Below are 14,638 nucleotides of genomic sequence, written 5' to 3'. Positions count from 1 at the left end.
TCTAATTTCACGGCATGGCGGTCGACGCTGGCGCAGAATCGCGTGTCCTGCAGCTGCTGGGCGATCCGCAGCGGTGGCGATTGCTGAGCGAGCTGGCCGACAGTGATCGCCGTGTCGGTGAGCTCACCGAATTGGTGGGCAAGCCGCAGAACCTGGTGTCGTACCACCTGGGGGAGCTGCGCGCTGCTGGGCTGGTCTCGGCTCGGCGAAGTGCCGCCGACGGTCGTGACACCTACTACCGCGCCGACCTCGGTCGCTGCGCCGCGCTGCTCGTCGACGCCAGCGCCGCATTGCATCCGGCATTGCGCCTCGAGCTCGTCCCGCCCCCACCCGACGCGCAGCCCTTCCCCCGGGGACGGACGCCGAAGGTGCTGTTCCTCTGCACCGGGAACTCAGCACGATCGCAGATGGCTGAAGCGCTTCTGGAGCACCGATCCGGGCACACCATCCAGGCGCGCAGCGCCGGGAGCCATCCCAAGCCGCTGCATCCCAACGCAGTGCGCGTGATGGCCGAGCGAGGCCTCGACATCGCCGAGCGGACTACGAAGCACCTACGCCGCTTCGCCCGCAACCGCTTCGACCGCGTCATCACACTGTGCGACAAGGTGAAAGAGGTATGCCCCGAGTTCCCCGGTTCGCCGCCGACGGCACATTGGAGCATGCCCGACCCGGCCGCAGAGGGTGACAACGACGACTCCAGCTACCCAGCGTTCGTGCGAACCGCCGACGAGATCGAAAACCGGGTCGATCTGCTGATGAGCCGCCTCACCGTCGTTCAGGAGGACATCCCATGACACACGACGAACTGCTCAACCCTCAAGAGATGGTTCACGTCCGTTACATGGTCGACGACGTCGAGGAGGCGATCGCCTTTTACACGAAGCTCCTCGACTTTGCCTTGATCTCGAACGCCGCGCCGGCGTTCGCCGACGTCAGACGCGGCAACCTGCGCCTGCTGCTCGCGGGACCGACGAGCTCCGCCGGACGGCCGATGGCCGACGGCGCCAAGCCTGGCCCGGGTGGCTGGAACCGCATCCACTTCCACGTCGACGACATCGCTGCCGACGTCGCGCGTCTGCGCGACGCGGGCGCTCAGTTCCGCAATGACGTCGTCGAAGGTCCGGGCGGCAAGCAGGTCTTGATCCTCGACCCGTCCGGGAACATCGTCGAGCTGTTCCAACCGGCGACGGGGTGACGCCATTGCCCTCAGACCGAACGCGCCGAGGCCCCGGAGCGATCCGGGGCCTCGGACTTGCTGCTTTGATGGTGGCGGGGGTGGGATTTGAACCCACGACCTTCGGGTTATGAGCGGCTTGACAAGTGTCCGTCGAGACCCGTTGAGACACGCCGAGTAGCCCTGAGTTGGGCGCTCATTCCGTGCAGACCCGTCACGTGCGTGAAGACGCCCTGAGTCGGTTCCCACTGGTGACAAGTTCGGTGACAAGAAGACGACGACGAACGGGCCGTGGGATGCCCCACTCGGCTCGGTATCGAGTGGGCGCTGCTCGGTTCGCGATCGCATCGTCTGGTTGACTTGCCCGGCACCTGGCGAGCCGAGGAGCGGGGGGATCGGCGTGGCCACCGAGACGTTGACCTTCCTGTTCACCGACCTCGAAGGCTCCACGCGTCTGTGGGAGGAACACCCGGACGCGATGCGAGTCGCGCTCGCCCACCACGACGACCTGTTGCGGGCCGCAGTCGAAGGCAACGGCGGGCAGGTCGTCAAGAGCACCGGCGACGGCACCATGGCGACGTTCCGGAGCGCCGGCGAAGCTATCGGCGCGGCGGTGGCTGGGCAGGAGGCGCTGTGCGCGGCCACGTGGCCCGACCCGCTCGAGCTTCGGGTGCGCATGGGACTTCACGCGGGTGAGGCGACCGCTCGCGACGGCGACTGGTTCGGCTCAGACGTGAACCGCGCCGCCCGGGTGATGGCGGTTGCGCACGGACGCCAGATCGTGTGCACCCGCCCTGTCGCCGACCAGGTGCGGGACCACGTCGCGCTCGACGACCTCGGTGAGCACCGACTGCGTGACTTGCAAGCGGCTGTGCACCTCTACCAAGTCGGTGCACCGAGCCTGCCGACGACGTTCCCGCCCCTGCGCTCACTCGACGCGTACCGCTCGAACCTTCCCCATGAGCTCAGCACCTTCGTGGGTCGAGACGAAGCCCTCCGCGCAGCCGCGGACCGCATGCGCTCGTCGCGCGTCGTGACGGTCGTCGGTGTCGGCGGCGTCGGGAAGACCCGCCTGGCAGTTCACGTCGCGTCCGAGCTGCTCCCCCACTACGCCGACGGCGTCTGGCTCTGCGAGCTCGCCCCTGTGCAGGAGCCCGGCGCCCTCGCCGACGCGATCGCGGCGGCGTTCGGGTACACGCCACCGCAGGGCACACCCGTCCGTGACGGGTTGGCGCGCTTCCTCGAGCGCAAGGACCTCCTGCTGGTGCTCGACAACTGCGAACACCTCGTCGGAGCGGTCGCCGAGTGGGTCACCGTGACGACGGCCGCGGCGCCAAAGGTGTCGGTGCTCGCGACCAGCCGAGAGGCGCTCGGAGTCCGGGGCGAGCACGTTGCACCGCTCGCGTCGCTGGAGCTCGCGTCGGCCGCCGACGTCACCTCGGTCGTCACTTCGGAGGCGGGGAGTCTGTTCCTTGCCCGTGCCGAGGAGGCCCGGGGCGACCTGGCGCTCGACGAGGCCGGCGCCAAGGCGGTGCACGACATCTGCGTGCGCCTCGACGGAATCCCACTCGCGATCGAGCTCGCAGCGGCGCGCACTGCGCTCATGTCGCCGGCCGAGATCCTTTCCCGCCTCGACCAGCAGTTCCGACTACTGACCGGAGGACGCCGGACCAGCCTGGAACGTCATCAGACGCTGCGCGCGGCGATCGACTGGTCGTTCGAGCTCTTGAGCGACGACGAGCGCGCGCTGCTCGCCCGCTTGTCGGTGTGCGTGGGCGGCTTCGACCTCGACGCGGTGGTCGCGCTCGCGGCTGGTATCGAGGTGGAAGAGTTCGAGGCGTTCGACGTGCTCGCATCGCTCGTGGCGAAGTCGCTCGTGGAGCGGGCCGAGCGCTATGGCACGACGCGCTACCGACTCTTGGAGATGATCCGCCAGTACGCGGTTGAGAAGCTTGTCGCGGACACCGCGCGGGCCGCTCGCGACGACCACGCCAGACACTTCCTGGACCTCGCGCACACGCTGCTCGCCGAGACCGCGACGCCGGCTGACTTCGACGCGCTCGAGCGCCTCGAAACCGAGACGCCGAACATCGTCGCGGCAGCGCGGTGGCTGCTCGACGACGCACGCCCCGGTGAGCTGCTGCTGTTCTTCGCCGATCTGCCGTTCCTCGATGCCTTCGCCTATCCGCCCGCCTTGGCCGACGACCTGGGGATGCTCGCGAGCGAGGTGATCGAGGAGTCCGGCAGCCATCGGGGCTTCGAAGTTGCGTGCGACCTCGCGGTGAGACGTGCGTTCTTCGCCGGGGACCTGGGCGAGTACCGCCGTGTGAACACTCTCGCACGCCAGGCCGGCGACCTCGACCCGGCGGCGGCGACCGCCATCGACGCGGGTGTCATGGCGCTCTACGACGGCGACGTCGGCACTGCTGTCACGTTTGGACGCGCCGCGGTGGATCGCGCTCGACGCGACCGTGACCCCGCGACGCTCGCTTGGATGCTCGGCCAACTGAGTGTCTTCCAGTACTTGGCTGACGGGGACGACGATCATGCGCTCGCCCAGGAAGCCCTCGAGGTTGCACGAGCCACGGGCAGCAAGATCGTCGCCTTCTATCCGCTGCTGGCGATGCAAAACGCCACCGCGACCGCCGACCCGTCGCGTTCCCTGGCTGCGGCCGAGGAGTCCATCCGCTTCGACCGCACCCGTCGCAAGACGTTCCTGAACCTCGGTCGCGGGAGGGCCGCGATGCTGCACCTCTCGAGGGGTGACCTCGCCGAGGGGGTCTCGCTGTGCCGGGAGTGTGTCAACGCTTATGCCCACGACGGCGAGCTCAGCGTGTTCGCGATCGCCGTCGCGGGCTGGGCCGCCTCGGTGGCGTCGTCGGAGCCCGCCCTGGCCATCAAGTTGGCCGTTTTCGCGGAGAGCGACGCCATCGCGGCGTTCCCGGCGTTCACGAACCAACCGCAGCTCAACCACTTCCCGAAGCTCTACTCTGCGGAGATTGCGGCTGCCCGAGCAGAGGTCGAAGGCTTCGGCTACGACGACGCCGTCGAGCACCTGCTGACGACGTTCGACCGAGTGATCGCCGAACACGCTGCGCCCCTCATCGAGCTCGACGTCGAGATGAATGTCGGGGACGAGTAGCCGCGGATTATCTACGGTCGGCGTTCATGGTCGACAACCGCAGTGACGTCGAGCCGTTCCAGACGGTCGCTGAGCGTCTCGCCGCACGGATCATGGAACTCGCCAACACAGCGGACGACGACGTGCGAGCCGTGGGCATACGCGAGATCCTCGCGGCTGATTACGTCTTGCACTCGCGCACCGGCGGCACGGTCGTTGGCATCGACGCCTGCATCGAGCGCATTGCGGTTGGTCGCGCGGGCATACCGGGAATGCACTTCGAGATGGACGACCTCGTTGCGCAGGGAGATCGATTCGCGCTTCGCTACCACTGGACCGCGCCGCACGGCGACGGAGAGATCCGACAAGAAGCCTTAGAGATCAACCGCGTCGCCAACGGCAAGGTGATCGAGACCTGGAACTACCAGGACATGCTGGGACTCATGGGCAAGCTCGGCGTGATCGACAACCCCTTCGCCCCGCCCGCCTGACGACTCGGTCGTTCCAGTACGAAGGTCCCGAGCCTTGAGGCTCGGGACCTTCATGTTTGCTGCGATGGTGGCGGGGGGTGGGATTTGAAACCCACGACCTTCAGGTTATGAGCGCCTTGACAAGCGGCCCTCGAGACTCGTTGAGCACGCCCTGAGTAGTCCCGAGTTCGGCGCACTTTGCGTGGAGTGCCGTGGAGTGCGTAGAGGCGGCCTTGAGTCGGCCTCCACTGGTGACAACTTCGGTGACGAGCGCGACCCGCCGAGGATTGCAGGCGGGCCTGTGGGGGAGCTCACCGGCGTTTCGGTCGGCGAGCACGGTGCAGCAGTTCCTCGTGCGCCGCGCGATCTCCCTCCAACAGGGGCGTCAGACGCCCGCGAGGCCGGGACCGCCGTGGATGTAGAGCGTCTGACCGGAGCAGAAGCTCGAGGCATCTGACGCGAAGAAGAGGACTCCGTAACCGATCTCTTCCGGCTCGCCAAGCCGCCCCATCGCGTTCGTCTGACCGATCAACTCGACGTCGATGCCAGAGCGCTTCGCGTCCTCCGCAAGCATCTCCGTGCGAACGGCGCCGACCGCGATGTTGTTGACGCGGACTCCCTTGCGCGTCCAGGCCGCGGCCATCGAACCCGTCAGGTTGTTGACTGCTGCCTTGGCGGCGCCGTAGGGCGCGGCCTGGGGCATCGCCAGCAGGCTGGCCCCAGAGGAGATGTTGACGATCGAACCCTTCCCTTGCTCGAGCATCGGCTGCGCTGCGCAGCGGGACAGAAACCACACGCTTCCGAGGTTGAGGTCAACGACCTGGTGCCACTCGTCGTCCGACCAGTCCCCGATGCGCTTCGTCTGCGCGCCACCAGCGTTGTTCACGAGGACGTCGATTCGGCCAAGCTCGCGAAGCGCGGCATCAACCAGCTGCTGGCACTGGTCGGGCTTCGTGACATCGGTGGGGACGACGAGGGCGCGCCGACCCATGGCCTCAACCTCTTGCGCGGTCGACACGAGCGGCTCGGCGCGGCGGGCCGCCAGCGCGATGTCGGCGCCGTGCTCGGCGAGCACCAGAGCGACGCCGCGTCCGATGCCCGTACCGCCCCCGGTGACGATCGCTACATGGCCTTCTAATGAGAAGCGCTCGCTCACAGCACTGCTCCCCCGTTGACCGCGACCACCTGGCCGGTGATGTAGCCGGCTTCTTCGGAGCACAAGAACGCGCATGTCGCAGCGATGTCGTCGACCGTGCCAAGACGACGCGCCGGGATCATCTTTGCCACCACTTCCGGATTCGGGAGATCGCGCGCAGATTGCGCGGCGCGCAACATGGGCGTGTCAACGGTGAAGGGGGGAATCGTGTTCACCGTGATCCCGAGGGCCGCGTACTCGAGCGCGAGAGCCTTGGTGAACGCGATCACACCACCCTTCGACGCTGAGTAATGCACCTGCCGAGGCGACCCGACTTGTCCCGCCGCCGACGAGATGGTGACGATCCGCCCCCAGCCCGAGGCGACCATGTCCGCAATCGCGGCCTGTGCGCAGTGGAACGTGCCAGTCAGGTTCACGTTCATCATGTCGTTCCAGTCGTCGACCGTGATCTGCTCGAACGGCACGAACGCGGCGGCCGCAGCGCTCGTCACAAGGATCTCGACCCGGCCGAGCTGGGAGCGAACCTTCGCGAACGACTCCTCGATGGAACCTCGGTCAATGACATCGACGCCGAGACCGAGGGCTTCGGCGCCTTCGGCGCGGAGCGTGGCCGCGACTTCATCAGCGGATTCCTGAACGACATCGAGTACCGCAATCCGGTGGCCGTGACGCGCGAGGTACTCGCATGCAGCGCGCCCGATGCCCGAGCCACCTCCCGTGATGACTGCGACGCGACTCACGCTCAGTCGATCGGGGTGAACTCGAGGTGCAACGACTTGAGCCGGCGCAACAGGAAGGTCCGCTCCCACTTGAACCGGCGATCATCCGGCGGTCCGTGCTCGGCTTCGGAGAGACGGATATCGGCCATGCGGTCGAGGATTCGCTCGAGGCTGACTCGCGCCTCAGCTCGCGCCAACGGTGCGCCTGGGCACGCGTGCATTCCGCGGCCGAATCCGAGGTGTTCGAGGGCGTTCGGCCGGTCGAGCCGAAAGTCATCCGGGTCCTCGAAGCGCCGCGGATCGCGGTTCGCGGCTCCCACCATCACGAGGACATCCGAACCGGCGGGCGCCTCGACATCGCTGACCGTCGTGCTCCGCCTCGCCAGACGGAAGTTGCTCTTCACCGGGCTTTCGAATCGCAACATCTCCTCGAAGAAGCCGGGAATCCGGTCTCGTTCGCAGCGAAGCAGCTCCTGAAGGTCAGGCCCCTCAGCGAGCATCAGCAGCGCGCTGCTGAGGAGATCGACCGTTGTGCCTTGCCCGGCAGCGAACATGAAGGTCGCCACCCGCGCGACGTCGAGGGCCGTGGGCGTCGAGCCGTCTGGGAACTTCGCCTGCGCGAGATGAGTGAGGACGTCGTCGCGCGGTTCGCGGCGTCGGTCCTCGATGTACTCGACGAACCAGTCGTCTTCTACGCCGACGAAGTTTCGATCGCTGCCCTTGAGCCCGGTGAACTTCGGCTCCCGACCGAACTTCTCGTGGTCGCTCTCGGGCACGCCAAGCAAGTCGGCAATTGCGATCATCGTGAAGGGGAACCCGTAGTCGGTCACGAACTCGCAGGAGCCGCGATTGACGAAGCGATCGATCTGCTGGTCGGCGAGTCGCCACAGGAACTCTTCGTTCTCCTTTAGGCGCTTCGGTGTGAACAGGCGGCCGAGGAGCGAGCGGTGTGCGGTGTGCTTGGGCGGGTCGAAGGACGCGAAGTAATCACTCAGGGGCAGCGTGTCGCGGTACTGCTCGATGAGATCAGAGATGTCGTCACCCTCGGCGGCGACTGGCAATCCGGGGAACGGTCCGCTCACCACATTGCAGAGCGAGAACGTCTCGCGTTCGTCCCGAAGCACAGCGGATACCTCGTCGTACCCCGACACCATGATCACGTCGTATCGCGGCTCGCGCCGAACGGGACATTGTCGTAGCGCGTCGTAATACGGGTACGGGTCGTTCACGAGCGCCTTGTCCGAGAAGAAGTCGAGCTCTTCCCAGGTGCTCACGCTTGCTTCTTCGGATTGTTGTCAGCCTCGGTTGGCGACGGTTCGACCGTGTCGAGCAGTCTCCGTACGACGTCGATCGCTTCGTCGTGACCGGTATGAGTGCCGAACGCCGCCTCGAGTCGGGCCATCCGGCCGAGCGCCGTCAGCGCGAACAGCAGCGCCGCCGGCGGGACGTCGTGATCGGTGATGGAGAGTTGCGGCCACCGGTCAGCAAGCGCCTCGAGCTGTGCCCGACGGACCCGTTCACCCCCCGCGCCGAGCTCGTCCCAAATTGCCTTGCGGTGGTTGGCGACAGCCATGAACTCCACGATCAACGCCGCACCGCGCCGATCACTGACGTACTCCCAGATCGCGTGGAGCGGCGCGTCGGTCTCGGACAGGCGACGCACTTCTTCGACGATCCGGTCGGTACCGCGTCGAAGGACCGCGAGGAAGAGATCGTCGAGTGACGGGAAGTAGTACTGAACGAGCCCGGCAGTCACGCCTACCCGCGCCGCGACGCTGCGATAAGTGACCGACGCGTAGCCGTCTTCGATCATGATCTGCTCGGCGCCTTCGACGATCACGGCTCGAGTCTTCGACGTGGGTGATCCGATACGCCGGCCGGTCGCCGCGCTCGCGTCCTGACGAGTCGTCATCAGGACACGAGCTCCTTGAGTAGATCAGTCGTTCGGCGCATCGATCGTTTCGGATCGTCGCCGACCGGAATGACGGCCGCCCAGATATCCGTGGCTCCTGCGTCGAGCAGTCCCTGCAACTGGGCTCGTACCGAAGCTTCGTCGCCAACGATCGCCGCGTCCGCCGCACTGGCCGCGCCGCCGATCTCGAGGACGCGTCGGTAGTTCTCCATCCCCGCATACATCGAGGAGCTAGCTGCTGCGCCCTCACGTGCTTCGGTGACGTCGTCATGGACTGCGACGGGGAGGCCGGCAACGATCCGCGGGGCAGGGCGTCCCGCGTTCGCAGCGGCGGCGTGCACCTTCGGTGCAATGTGCGATTCGATCGCGCGCGGAGGCGCCATCCAAAGGACGGTGCCGTCAGCGAGCTCGCCCGCCACTCGCAGCAGGCGCGCGCCGAGCGCCGATACGAGGACTGGCACCGAATGCCCGACGGCGATCGCGCGCCCCGCCGTGTGCGCCGACCAGTCTTCGCCGTCGAAGTCGACGGTCTCGCCGCGCAGCACGCCTGCCAGGATGCGCACGTACTCCTCCGTGCTTCGCCCGGGATGGTCGTACGACATACCCAAGACTCCGCGCACGAGCGGCTCGTGCGAGGGCCCGATGCCGAGTGTGAAGCCGGGTCGGCGCATCGCGTCGACAACGGACGCAGCGCGGTTCGCCTGCAGTAGCGGATGACACGGATAGGTCTGAAGCACCGCGGTGCCGAGCTCGATCATCGAGGTCTCACGGCCGGCGATCGCGATCGCGACGAGCGGGTCACCGGTGACGAGGCTGGCGTACCAGAGCGAGGTGAAGCCACCGGCCTCGGCCCGCTTGGCCTGCTCGATCAGCTTGTCCACCGAGGCGCCGCCTCCGGTCAGTCCGATGCGCACGTTCGCCCTCCCGACACGGTTGTACAAGTGTACAAGATTGTACTAATGTACAACTCTTCCGGGCCGGACCAGCAAGGGCGGAGGAGCGAATGCCCGTCACCGTCACCGCGTTGACGCCCCATGTCGGCGCGGAGGTCCGCGGCCTCGCAGGCACCGATCTCGTGAACCGCGGCGCTGCCGATGACGCGCTCGAGACGTTGGACCAGCACGGGGTGGTCGTCTACCGCGACGCGAACGTCACCGACGAGGAGCTCGTCGAGCTCAGCCGTCTGCTGGGCGAGGTCGTGGTGACGCCGACGGGCGAGCACCGGTACCCGGAGATCCAGACGATCACTCTCGATCCGTCGAAGACGAAGGCGCGGCTCGCGTCATACCGCCAGGGGAACTTCCACTGGCACGTCGACGGAGCCACTCTCGACACACCCCAGAAGGCGACGCTGCTCAGCGCGCAGGAAGTCGACGACACCGGCGGCGACACCGAGTTCGCCAGCACGTACGCGGCCTATGACGCTCTACCCGAAGAGGAGAAGCACGAGATCGCCGACCTTCGCGTCGTGCACAGCTTCGCGGCTGCACAGCAGCTCGCGCACCCCGAGCCATCCGAGGAAGAACGAGCAGCGTGGGACGGCGTCCCACCCAAGGAACATCCCCTTGTCTGGACACACCGCGACGGTCGCAAATCGATGCTCATCGGCGCGACGGCGCATGAGGTCGTCGGCTGGTCATGGGACGAGAGCCGTGCACTGCTCGATCACCTTCTCGAGTGGTCGACGCAGCCCCAGTTCGTGCTTCGCCATCACTGGCACAGAGGCGACCTCGTGATGTGGGACAACACGGGCATGTTGCATCGCGCGTTGATGTTCGAGCCGACCTCACGTCGACTGCTGCACCGCACGACCCTCGCCGGCGAAGAAGCCGTCACCTGATCCGGGAACGAACTCATGAGCACTGAGCAAGTCGATCTGCACCGCCGAGTCCAGCAGCTCGAGGACCGAACGGCGATCATCGACTGCATCGCGCGACACGCCCGCGGATGCGACCGTCATGACGCCGGGCTGCTGACGAGCACCTATCACGACGATGGTGTGGACGAGCACGGGGCGACAATCAACATCGGACCCGACTATGCGATTTGGGCCAACACCGTGCACGCGGCAACGTCGCAGGCGCATCTTCACAACGTAACGACGCACACGTGCGAGATTGACGGTGACGTTGCCCACGCCGAGAGCTACGTGCTCGTGTCGATGCTCAGTCCCGACGGAACGACCGCGACGTTGCTCAACGGTCGCTACATCGATCGCCTCGAGCGACGCGACGGTGCCTGGCGGATAGCGGTTCGGCGTTCTACAGCCGAGATCGTGCTGACCGGAGATGCATCGATGCTCCAGTCACCGTTCTTCAAAGAGCAGAGCTATCTCAAGGGCGCTCGCGACCGCAGCGACCTGTCGTACGAGCGTCCGTTGGGGCTGGACTTTGAGGGAGCGAGATGGTGAGAACGAAGGAACTAGTGGCGGCCGGATCGTTGGTGCTGGCTCTCGCCGGCGTTACATCGATCCAGGTGCAACCCGCCGGTGCCGGCGAGGAGCCGTGCGCGGCGCGCCCGTCGGACAATGCCGTCATCATCACGGAGACGTGTGTGGACCCGGAGCTCACCAACCCGTACACCGACAAAGACGAGCATCGGACGATCACCGATCCGGTGACGAAGGTAAAGGTCAGCTTCCGCTACATCCACGGTGGGTTCAAGGACACCGACGCGCGCTTCTCCTTCTACTTTCCATCCAAGGCCGACTATCAGGGCCGGTTCCTCGAGTCCACGTACCCGACGATCGGTGAAGAAGACGCCGAGCCCAGCACGATCGTCTTTGCCATCTCGCATGGCGCGTACGTGGTTTCCTCGAACAACGCGGGAGGAGTCCCCGTATCACCGACCCTCGGTGGATACCGGGTCAACGCCGCGGCCGCCAAGTACTCGCGCGAGGTCGCGGCGAAGATCTACAAGACCTCCGAACGCCCGCGTGGCTATCTCTACGGCGCGAGTGGGGGCGCATACCAGACGATCGGTGCAAGCGAGAGCACGAGCGGCGTGTGGGACGGCTTCGTACCGATGGTGCCGGGAGTTCCGAACGCCATTCCCAGCTTCATGACAGTCGAGCTGCTCGCTCTGCGCGAGCTGCACGATGTGTTGCCCAAGATCGCCGACGCGATGGAGCCAGGCGGTAGCGGCGACCCGTACGCCGATCTCGACCCCGAGCAGCAGGCGATCCTCAGAGAAGCTGCGAAACTTGGCCATCCGCTTCGGGGCTGGTGGCAGTACGCGACGCTCACGGGCGGCGGATTCTTTGCGGTCCAGGGCGGCGTCAAGATTCTCGACGCCTCCTACGTCGACGACTTCTGGAACGCGCCCGGCTACGAGGGCAGCGATCCTGCGGTGCAGGCGCTTCGAGTCCAACACGACACGACCGTGACCCAGGTCGTGGGCAAGAGAGTGAAGAAGGTCGTGCTCGAGAGTGTTCCCGACGGCTACCTCGCCGGCGCCGACCTCGTGATTACCAGCGGCGATGCGGCGGACAAGTCGCTCGTGATCACCAACGTCACCGGCAAGACCGTGGAGCTCGAAGGAGGTTCCGACCCCGAAGTCACGAATGCGATCCGTGCCGGTGACGATGTGCGCATCGACAACTCGTGGCGGGTCGCGCTCGAGTACTACCACCGCCACCAGGTGCCCTCGCCGGACCAGTACGGCTGGAACCAGTTCCGCGACGCCCAAGGCGCACCCGTCCCAGCGCAACGCTCCACGCTCGTCGCAGACACGTTCGCCGGCGTGTCGGGTGGTTCCATCCCAACCGGCCGGTTCGAGGGCAAGATGATCATGCTCGCCTCGACCATGGACGTGCAGGCGTACCCGTGGGCAGCGGATTGGTACCGCACCCAGGCGCAGGGCTTCCTCGGCGACCAGTTCGAAGACAGCTATCGCCTCTGGTACATGGACAACGCCGACCACGATCCGCGTTCTGCGGAGTCAATTCCGAACAGGTCCGCCGCCGCACACGTCGTCAACTACGACAGTGAGCTCCAGCAAGCGCTCCTCGATCTCGACGCCTGGGTGACCGACGGATCACCGCCGCCGGTGACCACGTCGTACTCCGTCGACGACGACAGCCAGATCCAGCTTCCAGCGAGCGCAGACGAACGCGGGGGCGTACAGCCCGTCGTCACTCTGACCGTGACGGAGATCGGCAAGCGACGTGCGTCTGAAAGTGAGCGCGCCGAAATCGGTGTCGATCAGAAGGTCACGTTCACCGTAGAAGCCGAAGCGCCACCCGGCGCTGGCAAGATCGTCGGTATCGAGTGGGACTTCGAAGGCGTCGGCAAGTACCCAACCCGCACGGAGATCCGCCGAATCGGCCGTCGCATCGAATTGACGGCAACGTTCACCTACACAAAGGCCGGTACGTACTTCCCCGCGGTCCGCGTGACGTCGGAGCGTGACGGTGACCCGAAGGCGCGATACAGGTTGGTGCAGAACCTTGGGCGAATGCGGGTCGTGGTGCAGTAGCACAGAAGCGGCGCAATGCGAGGGCCTCGTCCAGTTCGTTTCGTCTGCCGGTCGGCTCGCGAGTTCCACGATGCCCGTCAGGACCTCTCTCTTGTGCCTGATTCGGGACTCGTTTCGTCCAGAGTCGCCTCGTCCGGTCGTGGCCTGAGTCGTGCGCCACCGGTGACACATTCGGTGACAGCGAGCACTGGAACCAAACTCTGCGAAACCCGATCATCGCGAGGACAGTGTCGACTCTGCCCTCGTGCAGGGTCCGCACTCAGGACAAGACGTCGTCACGGGAAGCGACGATCGACGCGAGTCGTCGTTCAACTTCGACGGCGCTGTGGTCGTCCGTGAACACGTACGCCCGTTCGTGGCGAATCGCGTCGAGGACGTTCGCTGCGACCTGCTCCGGCTCCACCAGACCGATCGGATTCATGCCGGTTCGGATCATCCCCGGCATGACGACGCTCACACCCACAGGTGCGCCGAGGTCGGTGAGCTCGGCCCGAAGGACGTCGGATAGTCCGAGCACGCCGTGCTTCGCGACGGTGTATGGACCGAGCCCGGCTCGCGGTAGGACGGCCGCCATCGAGGCTGTGTTCACAACGTGGCCTTCTTCACCGGTCGCGAGGATCCGTGGGACGAAGCTGCGGATGCCGTGGATGACACCCCAGAGGTTGATCTCGAGCAGACGTCGCCACTCGTCGAGGGGGAGCTCCCACGACAGTCCGCCATTGACGATGCCGGCGTTGTTGACGGCGATGTGCAGGCCGCCGAAGTGTTCGACGGTCGTCTCGGCGAGGGCGTCGACGGCCTCGGGATCACGGACGTCGGTTGGGACGGCGAGCACCTCGGCCCCGTCAGCCCGCAGCCGGTCTGCGTGGGCGACCAGCGAACCCTGATCGACGTCAGCCATCACAACGCGCATGTCGGTCGCCACGAACGCGTGAACGAGCCCGAGTCCGATGCCGCTCGCTGCGCCGGTCACGATCGCAGTGCGCTGCTCCAGTTGTTGCATCCGATTGCCACCTCGATCCCGTCTGCGCCAGGACTGCGTTCGAAATACGTCACGACCATTGCACCGCTATTCAGCGCTTGTATGCGCCGTTCGCACCCATGCGGTGAACCATTCCATAGCGTCGATGCCGCAACGAACCGATCGGAACCCGTCGAACGAGTGTTGCGCGCCTGGAAGCTCGATGTAGGCGATCGACACCGTCGCCCAGGTGATGGAACCCGAGGCGATCGCCCCCGACCTCTTCTCGCAGGCCTTCAATCGACTCGTCGGAACACTCGACGTCCCGCGCGTACGACTGCACGACCTTCGACACACGCACGCCACCCTGCTCCTCAAGGCCGGCGTCCGATCAAGGTCGTGAGCGAACGCCTCGGCCACGCCATGCCCGGCTTCACCATGGCGACCTACCAGCACGTCCTGCCCGGCATGCAACAGGAAGCCGCACGGACCTTCGCCGCGATTCTCGACCCGTCCACCGGTTCCACCCGGTGGAACACCCGGTAGAACGCATTGCGAACGTGAAACGGCCCTGGTCAGAAACTGGTTCTGACCAGGGCCAACATGGTGGCGGGGGTGGGATTTGAACCCACGACCTTCGGGTTATGAG

Annotated in this window: 13 protein-coding genes and 1 pseudogene; 8 read left to right on the top strand and 6 right to left on the bottom strand. The window is 66.1% G+C overall.

The features are described 5' to 3' along the window. The first annotated feature begins 14 nt into the window (after positions 1–14). The 4 genes from WEE69_02765 to WEE69_02750 all read left to right on the top strand — a co-directional run bounded on the left by WEE69_02765 (position 15) and on the right by WEE69_02750 (position 4,786). A complete protein-coding gene (locus WEE69_02765; protein ID MEX1144206.1) occupies positions 15–794 on the top strand; it encodes a metalloregulator ArsR/SmtB family transcription factor in 780 nt (259 codons plus the stop codon). Beyond that, on the top strand, positions 791–1,195 hold the full coding sequence (locus tag WEE69_02760; protein MEX1144205.1) for a VOC family protein: 405 nt from the start codon (positions 791–793) through the stop codon (positions 1,193–1,195). The genes WEE69_02765 and WEE69_02760 overlap by 4 nt, the downstream gene beginning before the upstream one ends. 379 nt (positions 1,196–1,574) lie before the next feature. Further along, positions 1,575–4,316: an adenylate/guanylate cyclase domain-containing protein gene (locus WEE69_02755; protein MEX1144204.1), complete on the top strand. Its 2,742-nt coding sequence runs from the start codon at positions 1,575–1,577 to the stop codon at positions 4,314–4,316. Between the two features lie 26 nt (positions 4,317–4,342). Next, on the top strand, positions 4,343–4,786 hold the full coding sequence (locus WEE69_02750) for a nuclear transport factor 2 family protein (protein ID MEX1144203.1): 444 nt from the start codon (positions 4,343–4,345) through the stop codon (positions 4,784–4,786). 364 nt (positions 4,787–5,150) lie between these two features. On the opposite strand, the gene WEE69_02745 is transcribed toward WEE69_02750, so the two are convergent. The 5 genes from WEE69_02745 to WEE69_02725 are packed head-to-tail and all read right to left on the bottom strand — an operon-like array spanning position 5,151 to position 9,466. Further along, positions 5,151–5,921, bottom strand: a complete 771-nt coding sequence (locus WEE69_02745) for an SDR family oxidoreductase (GenBank protein MEX1144202.1) — start codon at positions 5,919–5,921, stop codon at positions 5,151–5,153. Next, positions 5,918–6,661 (bottom strand): SDR family NAD(P)-dependent oxidoreductase, encoded by a 744-nt coding sequence (locus WEE69_02740; GenBank protein ID MEX1144201.1) that lies wholly within the window; start codon positions 6,659–6,661, stop codon positions 5,918–5,920. The genes WEE69_02745 and WEE69_02740 overlap by 4 nt, the downstream gene beginning before the upstream one ends. 2 nt (positions 6,662–6,663) lie before the next feature. Continuing rightward, positions 6,664–7,914, bottom strand: coding sequence for a cytochrome P450 (locus WEE69_02735; protein MEX1144200.1), 1,251 nt, complete (start codon positions 7,912–7,914; stop codon positions 6,664–6,666). Further along, the gene (locus tag WEE69_02730) at positions 7,911–8,552 is read right to left on the bottom strand and encodes a TetR/AcrR family transcriptional regulator (protein ID MEX1144199.1); all 642 of its coding nucleotides are present in this window, start codon (positions 8,550–8,552) and stop codon (positions 7,911–7,913) included. Before WEE69_02730 ends, WEE69_02735 begins: the two co-directional genes overlap by 4 nt. Continuing rightward, a complete protein-coding gene (locus tag WEE69_02725; GenBank protein ID MEX1144198.1) occupies positions 8,552–9,466 on the bottom strand; it encodes a TIGR03564 family F420-dependent LLM class oxidoreductase in 915 nt (304 codons plus the stop codon). Before WEE69_02725 ends, WEE69_02730 begins: the two co-directional genes overlap by 1 nt. An 89-nt stretch (positions 9,467–9,555) precedes the next feature. Between WEE69_02725 and WEE69_02720 the strand changes: the two genes are divergently transcribed. From WEE69_02720 to WEE69_02710, 3 genes are read left to right on the top strand one after another with little or no spacing between them, the layout of a single operon-like run. Beyond that, positions 9,556–10,392: a TauD/TfdA family dioxygenase gene (locus WEE69_02720; protein ID MEX1144197.1), complete on the top strand. Its 837-nt coding sequence runs from the start codon at positions 9,556–9,558 to the stop codon at positions 10,390–10,392. Between the two features lie 15 nt (positions 10,393–10,407). Next, positions 10,408–10,962 (top strand): nuclear transport factor 2 family protein, encoded by a 555-nt coding sequence (locus WEE69_02715; protein ID MEX1144196.1) that lies wholly within the window; start codon positions 10,408–10,410, stop codon positions 10,960–10,962. Then, positions 10,956–13,028: a PKD domain-containing protein gene (locus WEE69_02710; GenBank protein MEX1144195.1), complete on the top strand. Its 2,073-nt coding sequence runs from the start codon at positions 10,956–10,958 to the stop codon at positions 13,026–13,028. Before WEE69_02715 ends, WEE69_02710 begins: the two co-directional genes overlap by 7 nt. Positions 13,029–13,287: 259 nt before the next feature. On the opposite strand, the gene WEE69_02705 is transcribed toward WEE69_02710, so the two are convergent. Continuing rightward, entirely contained in the window at positions 13,288–14,031 is a 744-nt protein-coding gene (locus tag WEE69_02705) for an SDR family NAD(P)-dependent oxidoreductase (GenBank protein MEX1144194.1), read from the bottom strand. Positions 14,032–14,311: 280 nt separating this feature from the next. Between WEE69_02705 and WEE69_02700 the strand changes: the two are divergent. Continuing rightward, positions 14,312–14,535, top strand: a pseudogene (locus tag WEE69_02700) (tyrosine-type recombinase/integrase). The last annotated feature ends 103 nt before the right edge of the window (positions 14,536–14,638 follow it).

The sequence above is a fragment of the Acidimicrobiia bacterium genome, assembly GCA_040881685.1.
Taxonomy (GTDB): domain Bacteria; phylum Actinomycetota; class Acidimicrobiia; order IMCC26256; family PALSA-555; genus SHVJ01.
Note: the sequence above shows the minus strand (reverse complement) of the source record. Positions and strands in the feature narration are given on the sequence as shown.

What these genes read in the sequence shown, in the direction of transcription:
- WEE69_02765 (MEX1144206.1), top strand. Translation starts at nt 15, where the DNA reads ATGGCGGTCGACGCTGGCGCAGAATCGCGTGTCCTGCAGCTGCTGGGC.
- WEE69_02760 (MEX1144205.1), top strand. Translation starts at nt 791, where the DNA reads ATGACACACGACGAACTGCTCAACCCTCAAGAGATGGTTCACGTCCGT.
- WEE69_02750 (MEX1144203.1), top strand. Translation starts at nt 4,343, where the DNA reads ATGGTCGACAACCGCAGTGACGTCGAGCCGTTCCAGACGGTCGCTGAG.
- WEE69_02730 (MEX1144199.1), bottom strand. Translation starts at nt 8,552, where the DNA reads ATGACGACTCGTCAGGACGCGAGCGCGGCGACCGGCCGGCGTATCGGA.
- WEE69_02720 (MEX1144197.1), top strand. Translation starts at nt 9,556, where the DNA reads ATGCCCGTCACCGTCACCGCGTTGACGCCCCATGTCGGCGCGGAGGTC.
- WEE69_02715 (MEX1144196.1), top strand. Translation starts at nt 10,408, where the DNA reads ATGAGCACTGAGCAAGTCGATCTGCACCGCCGAGTCCAGCAGCTCGAG.
- WEE69_02710 (MEX1144195.1), top strand. Translation starts at nt 10,956, where the DNA reads ATGGTGAGAACGAAGGAACTAGTGGCGGCCGGATCGTTGGTGCTGGCT.
- WEE69_02705 (MEX1144194.1), bottom strand. Translation starts at nt 14,031, where the DNA reads ATGCAACAACTGGAGCAGCGCACTGCGATCGTGACCGGCGCAGCGAGC.